This window comes from Bifidobacterium sp. B4081 (assembly GCF_026537335.1).
Lineage (GTDB): Bacteria > Actinomycetota > Actinomycetes > Actinomycetales > Bifidobacteriaceae > Bombiscardovia.
On record NZ_JAFNMM010000002.1, the window covers coordinates 23684 to 39542 of the forward strand.

10 protein-coding genes are annotated in these 15859 nt (G+C 62.8%); 7 read left to right on the forward strand and 3 right to left on the reverse strand.

Annotated elements, in window-relative coordinates:
• The first annotated feature begins 85 nt into the window (after positions 1-85).
• Positions 86-1039, forward strand: coding sequence for a 16S rRNA (cytidine(1402)-2'-O)-methyltransferase (gene rsmI / locus J3T92_RS05830; protein WP_267400610.1), 954 nt, complete (start codon positions 86-88; stop codon positions 1037-1039).
• Here the strand turns inward: rsmI and J3T92_RS05835 are convergent.
• Positions 1018-1434, reverse strand: coding sequence for a hypothetical protein (locus J3T92_RS05835; protein WP_267400348.1), 417 nt, complete (start codon positions 1432-1434; stop codon positions 1018-1020). The genes rsmI and J3T92_RS05835 overlap by 22 nt on opposite strands.
• Positions 1431-2042: a hypothetical protein gene (locus tag J3T92_RS05840; protein WP_267400351.1), complete on the reverse strand. Its 612-nt coding sequence runs from the start codon at positions 2040-2042 to the stop codon at positions 1431-1433. The genes J3T92_RS05835 and J3T92_RS05840 overlap by 4 nt, the downstream gene beginning before the upstream one ends.
• 294 nt (positions 2043-2336) lie before the next feature.
• On the opposite strand from J3T92_RS05840, the gene metG reads away from it, so the two are divergent.
• The 6 genes from metG (at position 2337) to J3T92_RS05870 (ending at position 14051) form a co-directional block, all read left to right on the forward strand.
• On the forward strand, positions 2337-4208 hold the full coding sequence (metG, locus tag J3T92_RS05845) for a methionine--tRNA ligase (RefSeq protein WP_267400354.1): 1872 nt from the start codon (positions 2337-2339) through the stop codon (positions 4206-4208).
• Positions 4209-4433: 225 nt separating this feature from the next.
• Positions 4434-7454 (forward strand): HAD-IA family hydrolase, encoded by a 3021-nt coding sequence (locus tag J3T92_RS05850; protein WP_267400357.1) that lies wholly within the window; start codon positions 4434-4436, stop codon positions 7452-7454.
• A 226-nt stretch (positions 7455-7680) separates the two neighbouring features.
• Positions 7681-9519 carry an ABC transporter ATP-binding protein gene (locus tag J3T92_RS05855; RefSeq protein WP_267400360.1) on the forward strand — a complete coding sequence of 613 codons (1839 nt, stop codon included), beginning with the start codon at positions 7681-7683 and terminating at the stop codon, positions 9517-9519.
• Positions 9520-9548: 29 nt separating this feature from the next.
• Entirely contained in the window at positions 9549-11459 is a 1911-nt protein-coding gene (locus J3T92_RS05860) for an ABC transporter ATP-binding protein (protein WP_267400362.1), read from the forward strand.
• A gap of 114 nt (positions 11460-11573) precedes the next feature.
• Positions 11574-12641, forward strand: a complete 1068-nt coding sequence (locus J3T92_RS05865) for a glycoside hydrolase family 43 protein (protein ID WP_267400365.1) — start codon at positions 11574-11576, stop codon at positions 12639-12641.
• Between the two features lie 51 nt (positions 12642-12692).
• Positions 12693-14051, forward strand: a complete 1359-nt coding sequence (locus J3T92_RS05870; RefSeq protein WP_324123917.1) for a glycoside hydrolase family 27 protein — start codon at positions 12693-12695, stop codon at positions 14049-14051.
• 6 nt (positions 14052-14057) lie between these two features.
• Here the strand turns inward: J3T92_RS05870 and J3T92_RS05875 are convergent, their stop codons facing one another.
• A complete protein-coding gene (locus J3T92_RS05875) occupies positions 14058-15647 on the reverse strand; it encodes a glycoside hydrolase family 43 protein (protein ID WP_267400369.1) in 1590 nt (529 codons plus the stop codon).
• Between the last annotated feature and the right edge of the window lie 212 nt (positions 15648-15859).

A 15859-nucleotide genomic window follows, 5' to 3' on the forward strand; every position in this document is an offset into this window, starting at 1 on the left:
GTGTCTGGAGGAGCGATGCTGCGAAGAAAGCCCTGCCAAAGATGTCATCACCCCTAGATTAGGCCATACTGAAGGCATGAGCAGCATGAATGGCCGGAGCGATGGACATATACAGGGTGGAGAAAGCCATGCAGGGTCGATTTCACCCGGTGTTTCACGTGGAACAGTGGTGCTGGCGGCCACGCCTATAGGCAATGTCGCCGATGCCTCGACACGCTTGGTGGAGCTCCTGCAGTCGGCGGATCTGGTGGCAGCAGAGGACACGCGGCGGCTCTATGATCTGGCCAATCGTTTGGGGGTGCGCGTAGGCGGCAGGGTTATGGCCTATCACGATCATAACGAGCGGCGAATGGCCGATCCCATCCTGGATCAGGTGCGTGACGGAGCCTGCGCGCTGGTGGTCTCAGATGCGGGCATGCCCACCATTAACGATCCGGGCATGGCCATTGTCAGGCGGGCCATTGAGCGAGGCATACCGGTCACCTGTGCCCCTGGCCCCAGCGCCGTGCTGGATGCCCTGGCCCTCTCCGGACTGCCGACCGACCGCTTCTGCTATGAGGGGTTTCTTCCCCGTCGACGCCAGGAGCGGTTGCGGCATCTGCGCACCCTACGCAGCGAGGAGCGGACCATGGTCTTCTACGAGACGCCCCACCGCATTGATCAGGCTATGCAGGACCTTCAGGAGGTCTTCGGTCCCGACCGGCTCATGGCCCTCTGTCGGGAGCTGACCAAGGAGCATGAACAGATTCGGCGGGGCACAGTCGGTGAAATTGTGCGTTCCCTCCAGGAGGACCCTCCCCGGGGAGAGATGGTCCTGGTCGTGGCTGGTGCATCCGCCTTGGAGGCCAGGCGCAACGATCCTGAAGCCATGGATGATCGGAGGCTGGCGGTTCTGGCACGTGATCTGGCTCGCACCGAGGGCTTGCGGCTCAAGGAGGCCATCGCCAGGGTAACTGCCGAACACCCCCTGGCTGATGGCAGCCTGCCCAATCGCAAGCGGATCTATGCCTTGGCTGTTCAAGAGGATAAGGGGGACTGATGTCCATTGCCCTCATCCAGCAGTACCTCCAGTGCCCTGCGCACACCGGGCCCGCCCAACTGGGAGATGGTCTCCAGCAGTGCTGGTGAGGCGGCGGGATTGGCCACAAGCCATCGGCGCAGCTGAGGCTCTTCTCGGGCGATGGCCCAGAGGATGCTCGGGTCGGTCGCGGGGTCTGCGGCCATCAGTGCGGTGGGTACCAGGGGAGGCTCTGGTGGCGGGGCGCGCATCTCGGCCGTCGGTTGGATGCCATGGGGATCGTCTTGGCCCCAACCATCTTCTGCCAAGGATCGCGACCGGCTGCTGATGGCAGTCATGAGCCGGGACATGCGTTCAGTGGCGGAGGATCCACGATGGCCATGCGCACCTCGGCCACCCATCATTGGCAGACTCATAGGATCGCCTTGAGTCTTCTTATGGTCTCCAGCCCTTGAGCGTGGCCAGGCCAGCGGGGGTTGGAGGACAGAAGCGCCTCGCAGGATCCGCAGCTGACCTGGTATCGCTCCATGAGCTCATGCAGGACCGCCACGGTCTCTTCTCCGTTGCACCGGCCCGAGGGATCGCAGGCCAGATCGCAGGCCGTCCAGAGCGGTGAAGTCACCCAAAGTTTCCCCAGCTTCATCAGATAGCGGGCATCCAGCTGTCGCTGGTGGGGATGCAGAGGTCTGCCGTGAACCGGCGTGCGGAAGTGGGAGTTGGAGATGATGTCCAGAGTATCGGGGAAACGGCCGTTGATCCATATCCAGAGCGCCAGTCCGCCGCATGCTGCTGCGCCGTAAGGCACCATGGGCATGACGATGGAGGCGCGGCCGTAGAGGCCATCCGCCTGTTCGTTCAGGTAGCAGCAGGATCGGTCCAGACAGGTTACGATCCCCTCATTCACCAACAGACTGAGGCTGAGCGGGCCGGGCAGATCGCCGGTTTGGATCAGACTGGGCAGCGGTTTGGGTTCGGGGGTCAGGGCCCCAAGTTCGGTCGTAGGAGGACGGCCGCGGGTGCGCATCGGCGCTGCTCCGGCTGGTGGTCCGGGCCACTGTTGAGCGGCGTCGGCGTGCGGTGTTCGGCCTGGCGGCTTTGTTGTAGCTCTGAGGGTGCGGCTGGCGCCATGGATAGTAGTAGGCGTCCACGTCACTCCCCCGAGGATGTGTTCTCGATTCATGGTTCGACTGTAAATGGCTGGTTCCGGGTTTATCTGGGGGAAGGCCAAATTTGTGCACTTGTGGATAATCTGCTTGCTGGATGGCAGTCCTGTGGACGGGCGGGGGGATTGTAGGCCTGAGCCGATAATCTTGCTGGTATGAGTCATATCCTTGTTTCCGTCGCCTGGCCCTACGCGAATGGGCCCCGTCACATCGGCCACGTCGCTGGGTTCGGCGTTCCCTCGGACGTCTATGCACGCTACGAACGCATGAAGGGCAATGATGTCCTCATGGTTTCGGGGACTGATGAGCACGGCACCCCCATCCTGGTGGAGGCTGACGCCGAGGGTGTGGGCCCCCAGGAGATCGCCGACCGCTACAACCGGGTCATCGTCAAGGATCTGTGCGATCTGGGGCTCAGCTATGACCTCTTTACCAGGACCACGACCGGCAATCACGAGAAGGTGGTACAGGAACTCTTCCGCCAGTGCCGGGCCAACGGCTACATCTATGAGGGCCAGCAAAAGGTGGCCATATCACCCTCCACCGGACGGACTCTGCCCGATCGCTACATCGAGGGGACCTGCCCCATCTGTGGCGCCGATGGCGCTCGCGGCGACCAATGCGACAACTGCGGCAACGAGCTGGATCCGGACGAGCTGATCAACCCCGTATCCAAGATCAACGGGGAGACGCCCCGGTTTGAGGAGTCCAAGCACTTCTTCCTGGATCTGCCCGCCCTGGCCGAGGCCAACCTGGCCTGGCTGAAGACCCGCAAGGGCTGGCGCAGCAACGTGCTCAACTTCTCCCTGGGACTCTTCAAGGAGGTCAAGCCGCGGGCCATCACCCGTGACATTGACTGGGGCATTCCCGTGCCTGTGGACGGCTGGGTGGATGACCCCAACAAGAAGCTCTATGTTTGGTTCGACGCCGTCATCGGCTACCTGTCGGCATCCATCGAATGGGCCCGCCGTCAGGGCGACCCTGAGGCCTGGCGCAAATGGTGGAATGACCCCAAGGCCCTGGGCTACTACTTCATGGGCAAGGACAACATCACCTTCCACTCGCAGATCTGGCCCTCGGAGATTCTGGCATACAACGGCAAGGGGTCCAAGGGCGGACAGCCGGGACCTTACGGCGAGCTCAACCTGCCTGAGCAGGTGGTGGCCAGCGAGTTCATGACTATGGAGGGCAAGAAGTTCAGCTCCTCCAGGGGCATCGTCATCTACGTCAAGGACATCCTGGCACGCTACCCAGTCGATGCAGTCCGCTACTACATCTCCATCGCCGGACCGGAAACTTCGGACTCTGACTTCACCTGGGCGGAGTTCGTCCGGCACAACAACGAGGAGCTGGCCGCCTCCTGGGGCAACCTGGTCAACCGCGTGGCCAACCTGCTCAACAAGGACTTTGGCAGCATCCCCGCCGTCGAGCAATCCTGGCTGACCGAGGAGGATACTGCCCTGCTGGATCGCAGCCTTCAGGCCTTCGATACTGTGGGATCCTTGATTGAGAATCACCGTCAGAAGGCCGCCCTGGTCGAGGCCATGGCCTTTGTGGGCGATATCAACAAGTACATCTCCGCCCAGGAGCCTTGGAAAATTAAGGACGACCGAAATCGTCTGGCTGCCGTTCTGCATACTGCCGCCCAGGCAGTGCTGGATGCCAACACCATGCTGGCCCCCTTCCTGCCCCATGCTTCTCAGCGGGTTTGGGAGACCATGGGCGGCGAGGGCACCTTCTCACCCCTGCCTCGTATCGAGGAGGTTGACGACCTGGATCGGTCCGACTTCCACTATCCCATCATCACCGGCGACTACCGGCTGGGGGAGACGGTCCATCCTTGGGCGCGCGAGCCTCTCAGGGACGGCACCCCAATCGATCGGCCCACACCTATATTCCCGCGTATTCCCAAGGAAGCCGTGCAGGAGGAGCTGGATCGTTTCCAGGAGCAACTGGATCGCCGCAAGGCCAAAGAGCGCGCCAGATTCGAGGCGGAACAGGCCAAGCTGGGCGACCAGGGCAAGTGACGGTCGACGCGCCCGGGACGGTATTCGTGATTCACAGAGAACTTTGAGGTTTTCGGGCACTTCCTCCAAGGTAGTGCTGGTTATATTTGTTCTGTCGGTTGAAGTACTGGCCGATGGGGGTCATGCGGCCCCGATAACTGAACCCCTTCTTCTCTCTCTTCTCGCCCGGCGGTTCTTCGAACCGCCGGGTTCTTTCGTCATGGAAGACCCATAGGATGAGTAACCATGAAGGTTGCCCAATTCGCCTGTGTGCTCTTCGATCTGGACGGGGTACTGGTGCCCACGACCGTCCTGCACAAGGCCGCCTGGAAGGCGTTGTTCGATCAGGTCCTGCCCGGAGACGTCCCGGCCTATACGGAGCAGGATTACTACGCCTATGTGGATGGTCGGCCCCGCTATGACGGTGTCGACGCCCTGCTGCGCAGCAGGGGCATTGAACTGGACTGGGGCAGCCCCGATGATGATCCGAAACTGGACACCATTTGCGGATACGGCAATCGCAAGAACCTGACCTTTGAGCGGATGCTGAAGCAGAAGGGCATCGATCCCTACCCGGACACCGTGGATCTGCTTCGGCACCTGCGCTCCGATAAGAAGCGTCTGGCTGTGGTGTCCAGCTCGCGCAACACGGCCCAGGTCCTCCAGGCCGCTGGAATCGCCGGATACTTCGACACAGTGGTGGACGGCAACCTCAAGGACGAGATGGGTCTTCAGGGCAAGCCGGCCCCGGACACCTACGCCTATGCGGCCAAGGTTCTCGGACTGCATCATGAGGATGCCGTTGTGGTCGAGGATGCTCTCTCCGGCGTAGCCGCCGGCCATGCCGGCAGGTTCGGCCTGGTTGTGGGCGTGAACAGGGGCGCCGGCCGTGAGCAGCTGTTCAAGGCCGGCGCGGACTTGGTGGTGGACCAGCTGATCGAGCTGATCGACGACGATGCGGGCGAGCGTGCGCAGGGGAAGGACCCCAGTCTGGATGAGGGCCGCTTCCCCGTGGAAGACTGGGGTCTCAGCGAGGTCGGGCGGCCTGGAGACATCAGCGCCACGGTCTTTTCCGTCACCAACGGCTCCGTCGGCGTCAGGGGCGAAGGCGGCGGGGAACGTTGCTTGGGCAACGGCACCTTCCTGAGTGGCTTCCATGACACCTTCCGGATTGCCCATCCCGAAAGCGCTTACGGGTATGCCAAGGTAGGACAGTTGATCCAAGGAGTGCCCGATGCTTCGGACTTCACCCTCAAGGTGGAGGGGCTGCCCCTGGGCCGGCCTGAGAAGACCACTCAGCGTCTGGACTTCCGAACCGGGATCGCGACTACCACCAATTTGTACGATCTGGACCATGGCATCCATCTGAAGACCGTGCTTACACGCATGGTCTGTCTGTATGACCGCAACCTGAGCGTCTGCACGTTGACTGTAGAGTCGCCCGACCGTGACATGGCTGTGGTGGTCGAGGGGCCGGTCAATGCTGACAACCCCCGCCATGTCAACTCCAGCGACCCCCGCAAGTCGACCTTTGTGGACGGTTGCGGAATCCACGAGGTGCTGGACAATGCGGTCTATGGTGAGCTGAGTGCGGATTGCAGGGTATTTCGTTGCAACAATTCACGGCTCAGCCTGGCTCTGGGCGTCCGGCAGTTCAGGGACGGCCGGCCCGTTGAAGGCTCCGGCTGGCGCATGGACGTGCCCAAGGGCGGTTCCACCCGCCTGGTCCGTTACGCCGTCTACCGCAGCCATCCCATCCTTCCGGCCGGCACCAGCGGCAACGGCCTGGTCGTGCAGACCCGGGGGGAGGGGACCAGGCGTCTGGTCGAGGACTGCCGCGATCGGCTGGAGGAGGTCAGCGCCCTCTCTCTGGAAGAGCTGGAGCAGCGTCAGAGGGCATGGCTGGACCGGTTCTGGGAGCGTCAGGATATCCGCATCCAGGCCGACGATGGCGGCCGTACCCAGCAGATGGTGCGCTGGGAACTCTTCCAGCTGGCCCAGTCCACGGCCCAGATCGAGAACGGCGTGGGCGCCAAGGGCCTGAGCGGATCCGGCTACAGCGGCCACTACTTCTGGGATACCGAGATCTACATTCTCCCCTTCCTGATTTATTCGGCGCCTGCTCGAGCAAGAGCCGTCCTCCACTACCGCTACCTGATGCTGCCGGCGGCCAGGCGCAGGGCCTGCGCGCTCAACCTGAACGGCGCCCTCTTCCCATGGCGGACCATCGACGGCGAGGAGGCCTCCGCCTACTTCCCCACCGGCACGGCCCAATACCACATCGATGCCGACATCGCCTACGCGGCGGCCCAATATGTGCAGGTCACCGGCGATGAAGACTTCCTGCAGGCTGAGGGCGTAGACATCCTGGTGGAGACGGCCCGTCTTTGGATGAGCCTGGGGCGCTATAAGGAGGACGGCCGCTTCCACATCCACTGCGTGACCGGCCCGGACGAGTACACGGTCCTGGTCGACGACAACCTCTACACCAACCAGATGGCTCGGTTCAATCTCTTAGCCGCTTACAAGGCCTACCAGCACCTGCGCGAGAAGCACCCGGATCTGATCGGCGGCATACGCGAAAGGCTGCACTTCGACGACGATGAGGCCGCCAAATGGTCTCATGCGGCTGAAGCCATGTTCGCCCCCTTCGACGATCAGGAGGGGGTCCATGCCCAGGATGCCCAGTTCATGCAACGCCCTCGCTGGCACTTCGACCAGTTCACGGCCAGGCCCCTGCTGCTGCACTACCATCCGTTGGTCATTTACCGGCACAAGGTGCTCAAGCAGACCGATGTGGTTATGGCCCTCTACCTGCTCAGCTCCTGGTTCACTCCGGAGCAGAAGCTGGCTGACTTCGACTACTACGATCCGCTGACCACCGGGGATTCGACCCTGTCTGCAGCCTCCCAGTCCATCCTCGCCGCCGAGGTGGGGCATGACAAGCTGGCCATGCAGTACTTCCGTCGGTCCTTGTTCACGGACGTGGACGACCTGCACGCCAACACGACTGACGGCATTCACTTGGCCGCCTGCGGAGGCGTCTGGTCCAGCCTGGTCTGCGGCTTCGGCGGCCTACGGGACACCGGCGGGACCATGCTGAGCATTGACCCCCGCCTGCCCTCATCCTGGCGCTCGCTGACCTACGAGTTGGAGGTGCGAGGCACCAGGTTCCAGGTTGCCGTAACAACAGGCGGTGTCGATCTGAAGCGCTTGTCAGGACCTGAGCTGGACCTTCTGGTCCAGGGGCATCCTCGCCACATATGATCTCCGGACTCTGGGCCTAGACACGCCGAGATCCGGGGTTGCATCTGGTGCAGGCTCCAATAAAATAGGCCACGCTTAGACGAATCCAGGGCGGACGCGCGCGGCCTTGCAGAGGCGAAGAACACAGCCGGGCGTCATCATTGGTCAGTCACACTCCCGGACGGTCACGGCAATGAGAAGAGACCAGATCAGAGAAGTTCAACAGGGAACGTGAGGGTGTCCTCCAATGTACGTCGATTCTGCGAAGAATCAGCACAGCAGCAACCTTCGATGGATCCTACCCTACTGCAGACCGGACGCCGGTAGAATCGCCGCCGCTCTCCTGCTCTTTGCGGCGGACAAGGTCCTGGTCATGCTTATGCCTATTTTGGCGGGCATGATTGTGGACCAGGTGATTGGTCAGGGGCATGAGGATCGGTTGCCCAAGCTTTGTTTCGCCATGATAGCCGTCACCTTTGGGCGTAGCTTCTGCCGCTATGGCTATCAGATGTTCATGGAGCGTTTCGGCCAGAACACCATTTATCGGCTGGTCAGTGACGAATACGAGAAGCTCCACGACATGGACTTCACCTACTTCAACCACACCCGCAACGGCGACATCATGAGCCGGATGACCTCGGACACCGATGCTATCCGCCACTTCGTCTCCTGGGTCTCATACAACATTCTGGATGCCATCTGCCTCTTCATCGGGTCTCTGGCCGTCATGTTCACCATCGAATGGCGGCTGGCCCTGGCCCTGCTGGCCGTGACTCCATTCCTCTTCTGCTTCACCTGGCAGCTTTCCAAGCACGCCCACCCGCTCTTCTATGCCATCCGCAACTCGCTGGCATCCCTCAACTCCATGGTCGAGGAGAACATCGAGGGCAACCGGGTGGTCAAGGCCTTCGTCCGCGAGCCCTATGAGACCGAGAAGTTCGATCAGCATAACGATGACTACATGCAGCGCAACATGGACTCCGCCCGCAACAGCCGCACCTACATGCCCTGGCTGGACGGCTGCTCCTACATGCTCCAGCTGATCACCCTGATCCTGGGCGGCTGGCTGGTCATCCGCCAGCAGATGACCCTGGGCGCCCTGGTCTCTTTCAACAGCTTCCTGTGGATGATCGACGGCCCGGTGCGCCAATCCGGCTGGCTGATCAACGATGTGGAGCGCTTCAACGCCTCCTGCGTCAAAATCCGTCGGCTGCTGACGGCCGAGCCCAGGATCGTCGAGCGCAAGAACGCCCAGGCCGGCGTGGTCCAGGCGGCCACAGTCCGCGCCAAGGTCAACGGCGAGCAGGCCGGCGACCCGGTCAGAATCCGTGGGGACATCCGCTTCGACCACGTCAGCTTCGCCTTCCCTGACGACCCGGAGACCCCCATCCTCAAGGACATCAACTTCCATGCGGCGGCTGGCACCCGGCTGGGCATACTGGGGGAGACCGGCTCGGGCAAGTCCACCCTGGTCAGCCTGGTGGCCCGCTTCTACGACCCCACCGTGGGACATGTGCTCATCGACGGGATCGATGCCAGGCAGTGGCCCCTGGACCTGCTGCGGCGGCAGGTCAACATCGTGGCCCAGGACACCTTCCTCTTCTCGGACACCATCGGCGACAACATCGCCTTCGGAGCCCAACGCGACGACGAGCAGTACGTCAGGACCATGGCCTCCATGGCCGGCGCCGACTCCTTCATCAACCGGATGCCCGAGGGCTATGACACCGTGGTGGGCGAGCGCGGGGTTGGCCTGTCGGGCGGCCAGAAGCAGCGGCTCAGCCTGGCCCGGGCCTTGGCTGACGACCCGGCCATCCTGATCATGGACGACACCACATCGGCCGTCGACATGGAGACCGAGGCCACCATCCAGCGGCATCTGCAGGAGATGGAGGGCACCAGGACCATGGTCACCATCGCCCACAGGATCTCCTCCATCAAGGATTCCGACCTGATTCTGGTCCTGGACCACGGCAGGATTGTGGAACGCGGGTCCCATGAAGAGCTGGTCCACGCCCACGGCCGCTACTACCGGATCTACCGCAAGCAGCTGGGGCTGCAATCCGGACAGTCGGCAGGGTTCTGACGCATCAGCAGGCATGGCAAGGTGAGACGATGAAGCAGCAAGAGCAACGTTCGGCAGGCACCACGCGCAGGAACACCTTTCGCGAGGACGAGGACCTGGAGGAGCAGATCAACTTCGGTGATATCAAGCGCATAGGGGCCTATCTGAAACCCTACCTGCGCCATGGGGTGATCATCCTGGCGGCGGTTCTGTCCATGAGCGCCATCGCCGTGGCCATTCCCTACATGACCAAGACCATGATCGACGCGGTCATCCCCTCCAAGGACCCGGTCCGGCTCTTCGCCCTGGGGGCGGTCTTTCTGTTGGCTATCGTCATCTACGAGCTCCTCCTGCGGTACCGGACGGTGGCCATCACCCAGGTGGGCCAGCTCATGCTCAAGGACATGCGCCGTGACCTCTTCACCCACATCCAGACCTTGCCTTTCTCATACTTCGACTCCAGGCCCCACGGCAAGATCCTGATCAGGGTGGTCAACTACGTCAACACGCTCTCGGATACCCTGAGCTCGGGTCTGATCAACGTGATCGCGGACATCTTCACCTTTTCGCTGACCCTGGTTGTCATGTTCGTCATCGACTGGAGGCTGACCCTCTGGTCCCTGGTCCTCATGCCCCTGCTGGTGCTCTATGTGCTGATTCTCCAGCGCTTCCAGCGGCGGGCCTACCAGCGCCTGTCCAACAAACAGAGCAATCTGAACGCCTACATCCATGAGTCCATCGCAGGGGTCAAGACCACGCAGACCTTCGTCAGGGAGCGCGAGCAGTTCCATACTTTCCAGGAGCAGCAGGGCCAGGTTCGCAGCGCCTGGATGCGGGCCGTGCACATCCAGTACCTGATGTGGCCAGGAGTGCAGAACATCTCCACCATCACCATCGCTCTGATCTACTATCTGGGGATCACCGGCCTGGGTGGCGTGCAGGTCACCACGGGCATGCTGATCGCTTTCGTCGGCTATGCCAACAACTTCTGGAACCCCATCATCAACATCGGCAACTTCTACAACCAGCTGATCACATGCTCGGCCTACCTGGAGCGCATCTTCGAGACCCTCGACGTCCGCCCTGGGATCGAGGACCGTCCAGGGGCCATAGAGCTGCCGCCGGTCAAGGGCAGGGTGGACTTCAACGACGTGGTCTTCAAGTACGAGCCCGGAGGCCGCAACATCCTCAACCTGGTGGACTTCCATGTGCCGGCAGGCAGCACGGTCGCCCTGGTGGGGCCTACGGGCGCCGGCAAGACCACCATCGTCAACCTTCTCTCGCGCTTCTACGACGTGACCGAGGGCAGCGTCTGCGTGGACGGGCATGACGTGCGCGACGTGACCCTGGACTCCCTGCGTCGGCAAATGGGGGTCATGCTTCAAGACACCTTCATCTTCACTGGCAACGTGCGCGAGAACATTCGCTACGGTCGCCTGGAGGCCACCGACCAGCAAGTCGAGGAGGCCGCAAAGGCCGTCCATGCCCACGAGTTCATCATGGAGCTGCCCGACGGCTACGATACCAAGGTCGAGGAGCGCGGATCCACCCTCTCCGCAGGTCAGCGGCAGCTGATCGCCTTTGCCAGGGTTCTGCTGGCCGACCCCCGAATCCTGATCCTGGACGAGGCGACCAGCAGCATCGACACCCGCACCGAGGAGGCCCTCCAGGCCGGACTGGCCCATCTGCTCAAGGGGCGGACCTCCTTCGTCATCGCCCACCGGCTGTCCACCATCGAGAATGCGGATCAGATCTTCTATATCGATCATGGGCAGATCGTGGAGCACGGCACCCACCAGGAGCTCCTGGCCAAGAGGGGCGCCTACTATCGGCTGCACGAGTCCCAGTACGCCATGATCCGCACAGCCAACGGTGACCAGGCGCAATCGACACAGCCTGGCGATGATGCCGGACAAAGCGGCAGCCGGGTTCCGCAGGATTCGACTGTCTCTGCCCAATAGCAGGCTGACCCATGTGTCGCCGTTGGTCCCCGACTAGCAGCATTACATCGTTATAAAATAAATAGTGACAAGGCAAAGCCGACAGGCTCGGCAGCCAGAGCAAAGGAGCAGACGTTGAGCGATACGGTTCACAAGGATGTCGAAGGAGCCGACCCCTACGGGTATCTGATGGTGCACTTCATCGAAGACCCCCAGGGGTATGCCGAGCGCCTCTACTTCGACCTGTCACGAGGCGACGACCCTCTGAGCTGGGATCCGCTGTACGGGGGCAGGCCGCTGCTGACCTCGCATCTGGGCACTACCGGCCTGCGGGATCCCTACATGGTGCGTGACCCGCGCAACGGCCGGGTCTATGTCATGGCTACCGATCTGCGGGTGTTCGGCGGCGATCAGTCAAAGGGCAGCGGCTGGGAGCACTGGTCCCGCCACGGCAGCACCAAGTTGATGATCTGGTCCACTGACGACCTGATTCATTGGTCAGGTCCCTGGCCGCTGGATGTGTCCTTGCAACAGGACGGCAGCAGGGTTCCGCTGGGCATGGCCTGGGCGCCGGAGTGCCTATGGGTGCCTGACTATGAGGGGCCGCGGCAGGGGGCCTTCGTCCTCTACTGGTCATCCAAGCTCTTTGACCAGGATGATCCTGACCATGCCGACCCGTCGGTATATGACCGGGTGCTCTGGGGGTCGACCACCGACTTCGCACAGGAGCACTTCCGCTATGGGGGAGTCTTTATCGATACCGGCCGCAATGCCATCGACACCACCATGGTCCAGCGTCCTCTGCCTGGGGGCGGCCTACGCACCTACCGGGCCACCAAGGACAACGGCTTTGGCCGGGGCATCTGGCTGGACAGCACTGACGATCCTCGATGGTGGCTGCCGCAGGCCCGGTGGACCACCGTCCAGGAGCAGATCGGCGCCGGCTGGTGCGCCGACGGCAACCCCTCGGGCGTAGAGGGTCCGGCCCTCTATGCCGACCATGCCCGGAACCGTTGGTACCTGCTGGTGGATGTGATTCCTTCAGTGGGCTACAGGCCCATGGTCAGCGATGATCCGGACGCCGGGTTCGACTACGCCCGGGAGCAGGACTTCCGCCTGCGCCCCCATACCAAGCACGGCGGGGTCCTATCCCTGACCCGGCAGGAATACGAACGTCTGCGCCCTCTGGCGCGACAGGACTGAAACAAAGCACTGAGAAAGGAGCAAGACATGGACAAGGCCTGGAGACCGCCTATGGGGTGGAACAGCTGGGACAGCTACGGGACCACCGTCACCGAGCAGGAGGTGCTGGACAATGCGCAGGTCATGCGCGACAGGCTGCTCCCGGCGGGCTGGGACACGGTCGTCATAGACATCGCCTGGTACGACCCGACCGCCAGGGCCCATGGCTACAACGCCAAGGCGCCTCTGGTCCTGGACGGCTATGGCCGGCAGCTGCCCGACCCGGTCCGGTTCCCTTCGGCGGCCGACGGCCAAGGGTTCGCTCCGTTGGCTGCTCGGATCCACGATCTAGGGCTGCGCTTCGGCATTCATGTCATGCGGGGCATCCCCAGGCTGGCGGTCGAGCGGGACCTGCCCGTCCTCGGCACCTCCTATACCGCCGCCCAGGTGGTTGACACCACCCATGTCTGTGCCTGGAATCTCGACAATTACGGTCTGGACCATTCCCATCCGGGAGCCCAGGCCTGGTATGACGCCCAGGTTGACCAGTTCGCACGTTGGGGGGTGGACTACCTGAAGGTGGACGATATGCAGGTCCCTTTCATGGACCGGGAAATCGACGCCTACGCCTGTGCCATCAGCAAGGCCGAGCAGGCCCATGGCCATCCCATGACCCTCTCCCTGTCCCCGGGCACCCGGGTGCCCACCACCCATCTTGGCTTCCTGCGGGATCACGCCCAGCTCTGGCGGATTTCGGACGACCTCTGGGATCGTTGGCAGGACCTTTACGCCCAGTTCGCCCGTCTGGCCCGCTGGGCACCTTTGCAGAGCACAGGCCACTGGGCCGATGCGGACATGCTGCCTCTGGGGCATATCGGACTGCGGGCCGAGCGGGGCGGGGACCGGTCCAGCCTCCTGACGGCCGACGAGCAACGCACCATGCTGACCCTTTGGGCCATGGGGCGCTCGCCGCTGACGGTGGGCGGCGACCTCCCCAGCAGCGATGAGGCCATTCTGTCGCTGCTGGATAACCCAGCCTTGGAGGAGGTCACCGCCGGTTCGGCCGACAATGGTGAGATCATCCGAGAGCCGGTCGAGAGTGGGGACGGCCAAGACAAGAAGATCCTAGGCGAGGAGATCGTCTGGAGGGCCCTGGCCAGCGACTGGGCCGACGGAACCCCCTCGGGCCATGACGGCGGGGTCTATGCAGCTGTCTTCTGGACCGGGGATCGCCCCCGGCGAGTCAGGACGGCCCTGTCCTCCCTTGTGGGCCTGGACGGGGCGAACGAGGCCTGGACCCCGGTCGACCTGTGGGGGAACCGGACCACTGAGCCCGCCCAAATCAGCCTGGAAGGACAGGGTGCCGACCGTGAGCTGGCGGCTCTTGTGCCTGCACACGGCGTGGTCTGGGTGGCTCTGGATCCACGCTGAGGCTGATCAGCGCTTGGAGCCCCAGATGCAGACGTTGTTGCCCAGGGCGCTGAAGGTCATGGCCATGCGGTGATCCTTGTCCCTGGGCAGCCGGGCGAAGACCCCCTGGTAGCTCACGGTCCCGTCCTCCTCCTTGAGGTCCATGGACAGCCGTTCCCGGTCGTCGACCTGCCAGTGGCCCTGGCGTGCTCCGGTCACCTTGCCGCCGGGCTCCAGACGGATGTCCACAGCCTTGACCACGCCCCGGTATTGGGTGCTGTGAGTGTCGGTCACCTTGCGCGGTCCCTTGAAGAAGATGGTCGGATCATGCTCCACTAGCTCATAGGTGCCGGCCTCGTCCTTGGCGCTGTATGGGCCGCCGGCCTTGGTGCCCAGATACTCATAGGGGGCCGCCACCAGCCACCCGTCTGCTGTGGGCATCAGCTGCCGGACGCGGATCTGATGCTCCTCCTTGCGGTCGGAGAATCTGGTGTGATAGATCACGTAGTCTCGGCCGTCCTTGTCGTGCAGAGCCGTGTTCCCGCCCTGCGAGACCTCGATGTCGCCCTGCTTGTCTCCGCTCCACTGGTAGGAGCCCATCAGGCGGATGCCTGTCTCGCTGGTCCAGTTGTCGGCCTCGCCGCTGGTGGCGATGGCCGGGTTGCCCTGCTGGTCCAGATAGGGGCCGGTGATGGAGTCCGAGCGGAACATCCGCATCTGGTAGCCTCCGGTCTGCACCAGCTTGCCGTAGGAGAGGAAGAGGTACCAGTGGCCGTTGGTGTGCAGCAGCGCCGATCCTTCGCCTGAGTTGCCGAAGCCTCCGGCGAGTTTGTGTCCGTAGTAGGCGTCGGACTGGTTGGCCTGGGTGGGGTAGGTGGTGGAGTAGTCGCGCAGACCGGTCTTGGGGTCCAGCCGGATCATCCAGATGCCGCCGAACCAGGAGCCGAAGCTCATCCACAGCCCCCCCCCCCCCTGCCCGTCATCCTTGACACAGGCGTCAATCGCATTGATGCCCGTATCCGTGTAGGACTGATAGCGGTCCAGCTTCGGGTCCGGGCCCAGCACCTTGGGAACGTCGGTGTGCATGTAATTGGCCCGTGTGAAGCCGGAGTAGACCACTGGTCCTGCATAAGTCCAGTCGCCGTCCACCCGGTCGGCGGTCAGCAGGACGATGACCGAACGATGCTCGGCCCCGTTCAGGCTCAAGTACATGCACCACTTCTTCATGGTGGCGTTGTAGTAGACGTCAGGCGCCCACATGTTGCCGGTCACGTCCGGGTTGGAGGACTGCTTGGGCCAGTCCTTCCAGATCTGGGCAAAGATCTTCTTGTAATCGCGGCTCAGGTTGTTGGTGAATGGGGTCCAGTTGACCAGATCTGTGCTGCGGGCATAGGCCCGGTGCGAGCCGAAGACGTAGTAGCTCTTGCCGGAGCGAACCAGGGAGGGGTCGTGGACCGAGACGCGCTTGGGTTCCTGGGTGGCGGCGGCTTTTGTGCCGCTGGCTGACGGCTGCTGGTTCGAGCAGGCGCCCAGTGCCCCTGTCAGCAGCACCGCCAGACCCGCCGTCAGGGCAGTCAGGGCCTTGATGGCCCGTCCGATGCGTTTGGGTCTTCTCATGGTTCCTCGCTTTCCGTGAAGGCAGCCCGATCGACATCGATGACGACCCGCGGCGCATGGCCGACCTTGCGAAGTCGGTTCGGATGAGCAAACAGCCCGGCCTCATCCATGCGGTCATCAGGCGTCGTGGACTGATCTCCATGTATAATTTCTATCGTTAGAAACGATAGTCGTCGGCGTTGAAGCCGGCAAGCCGGATGGAAGGAATCGTC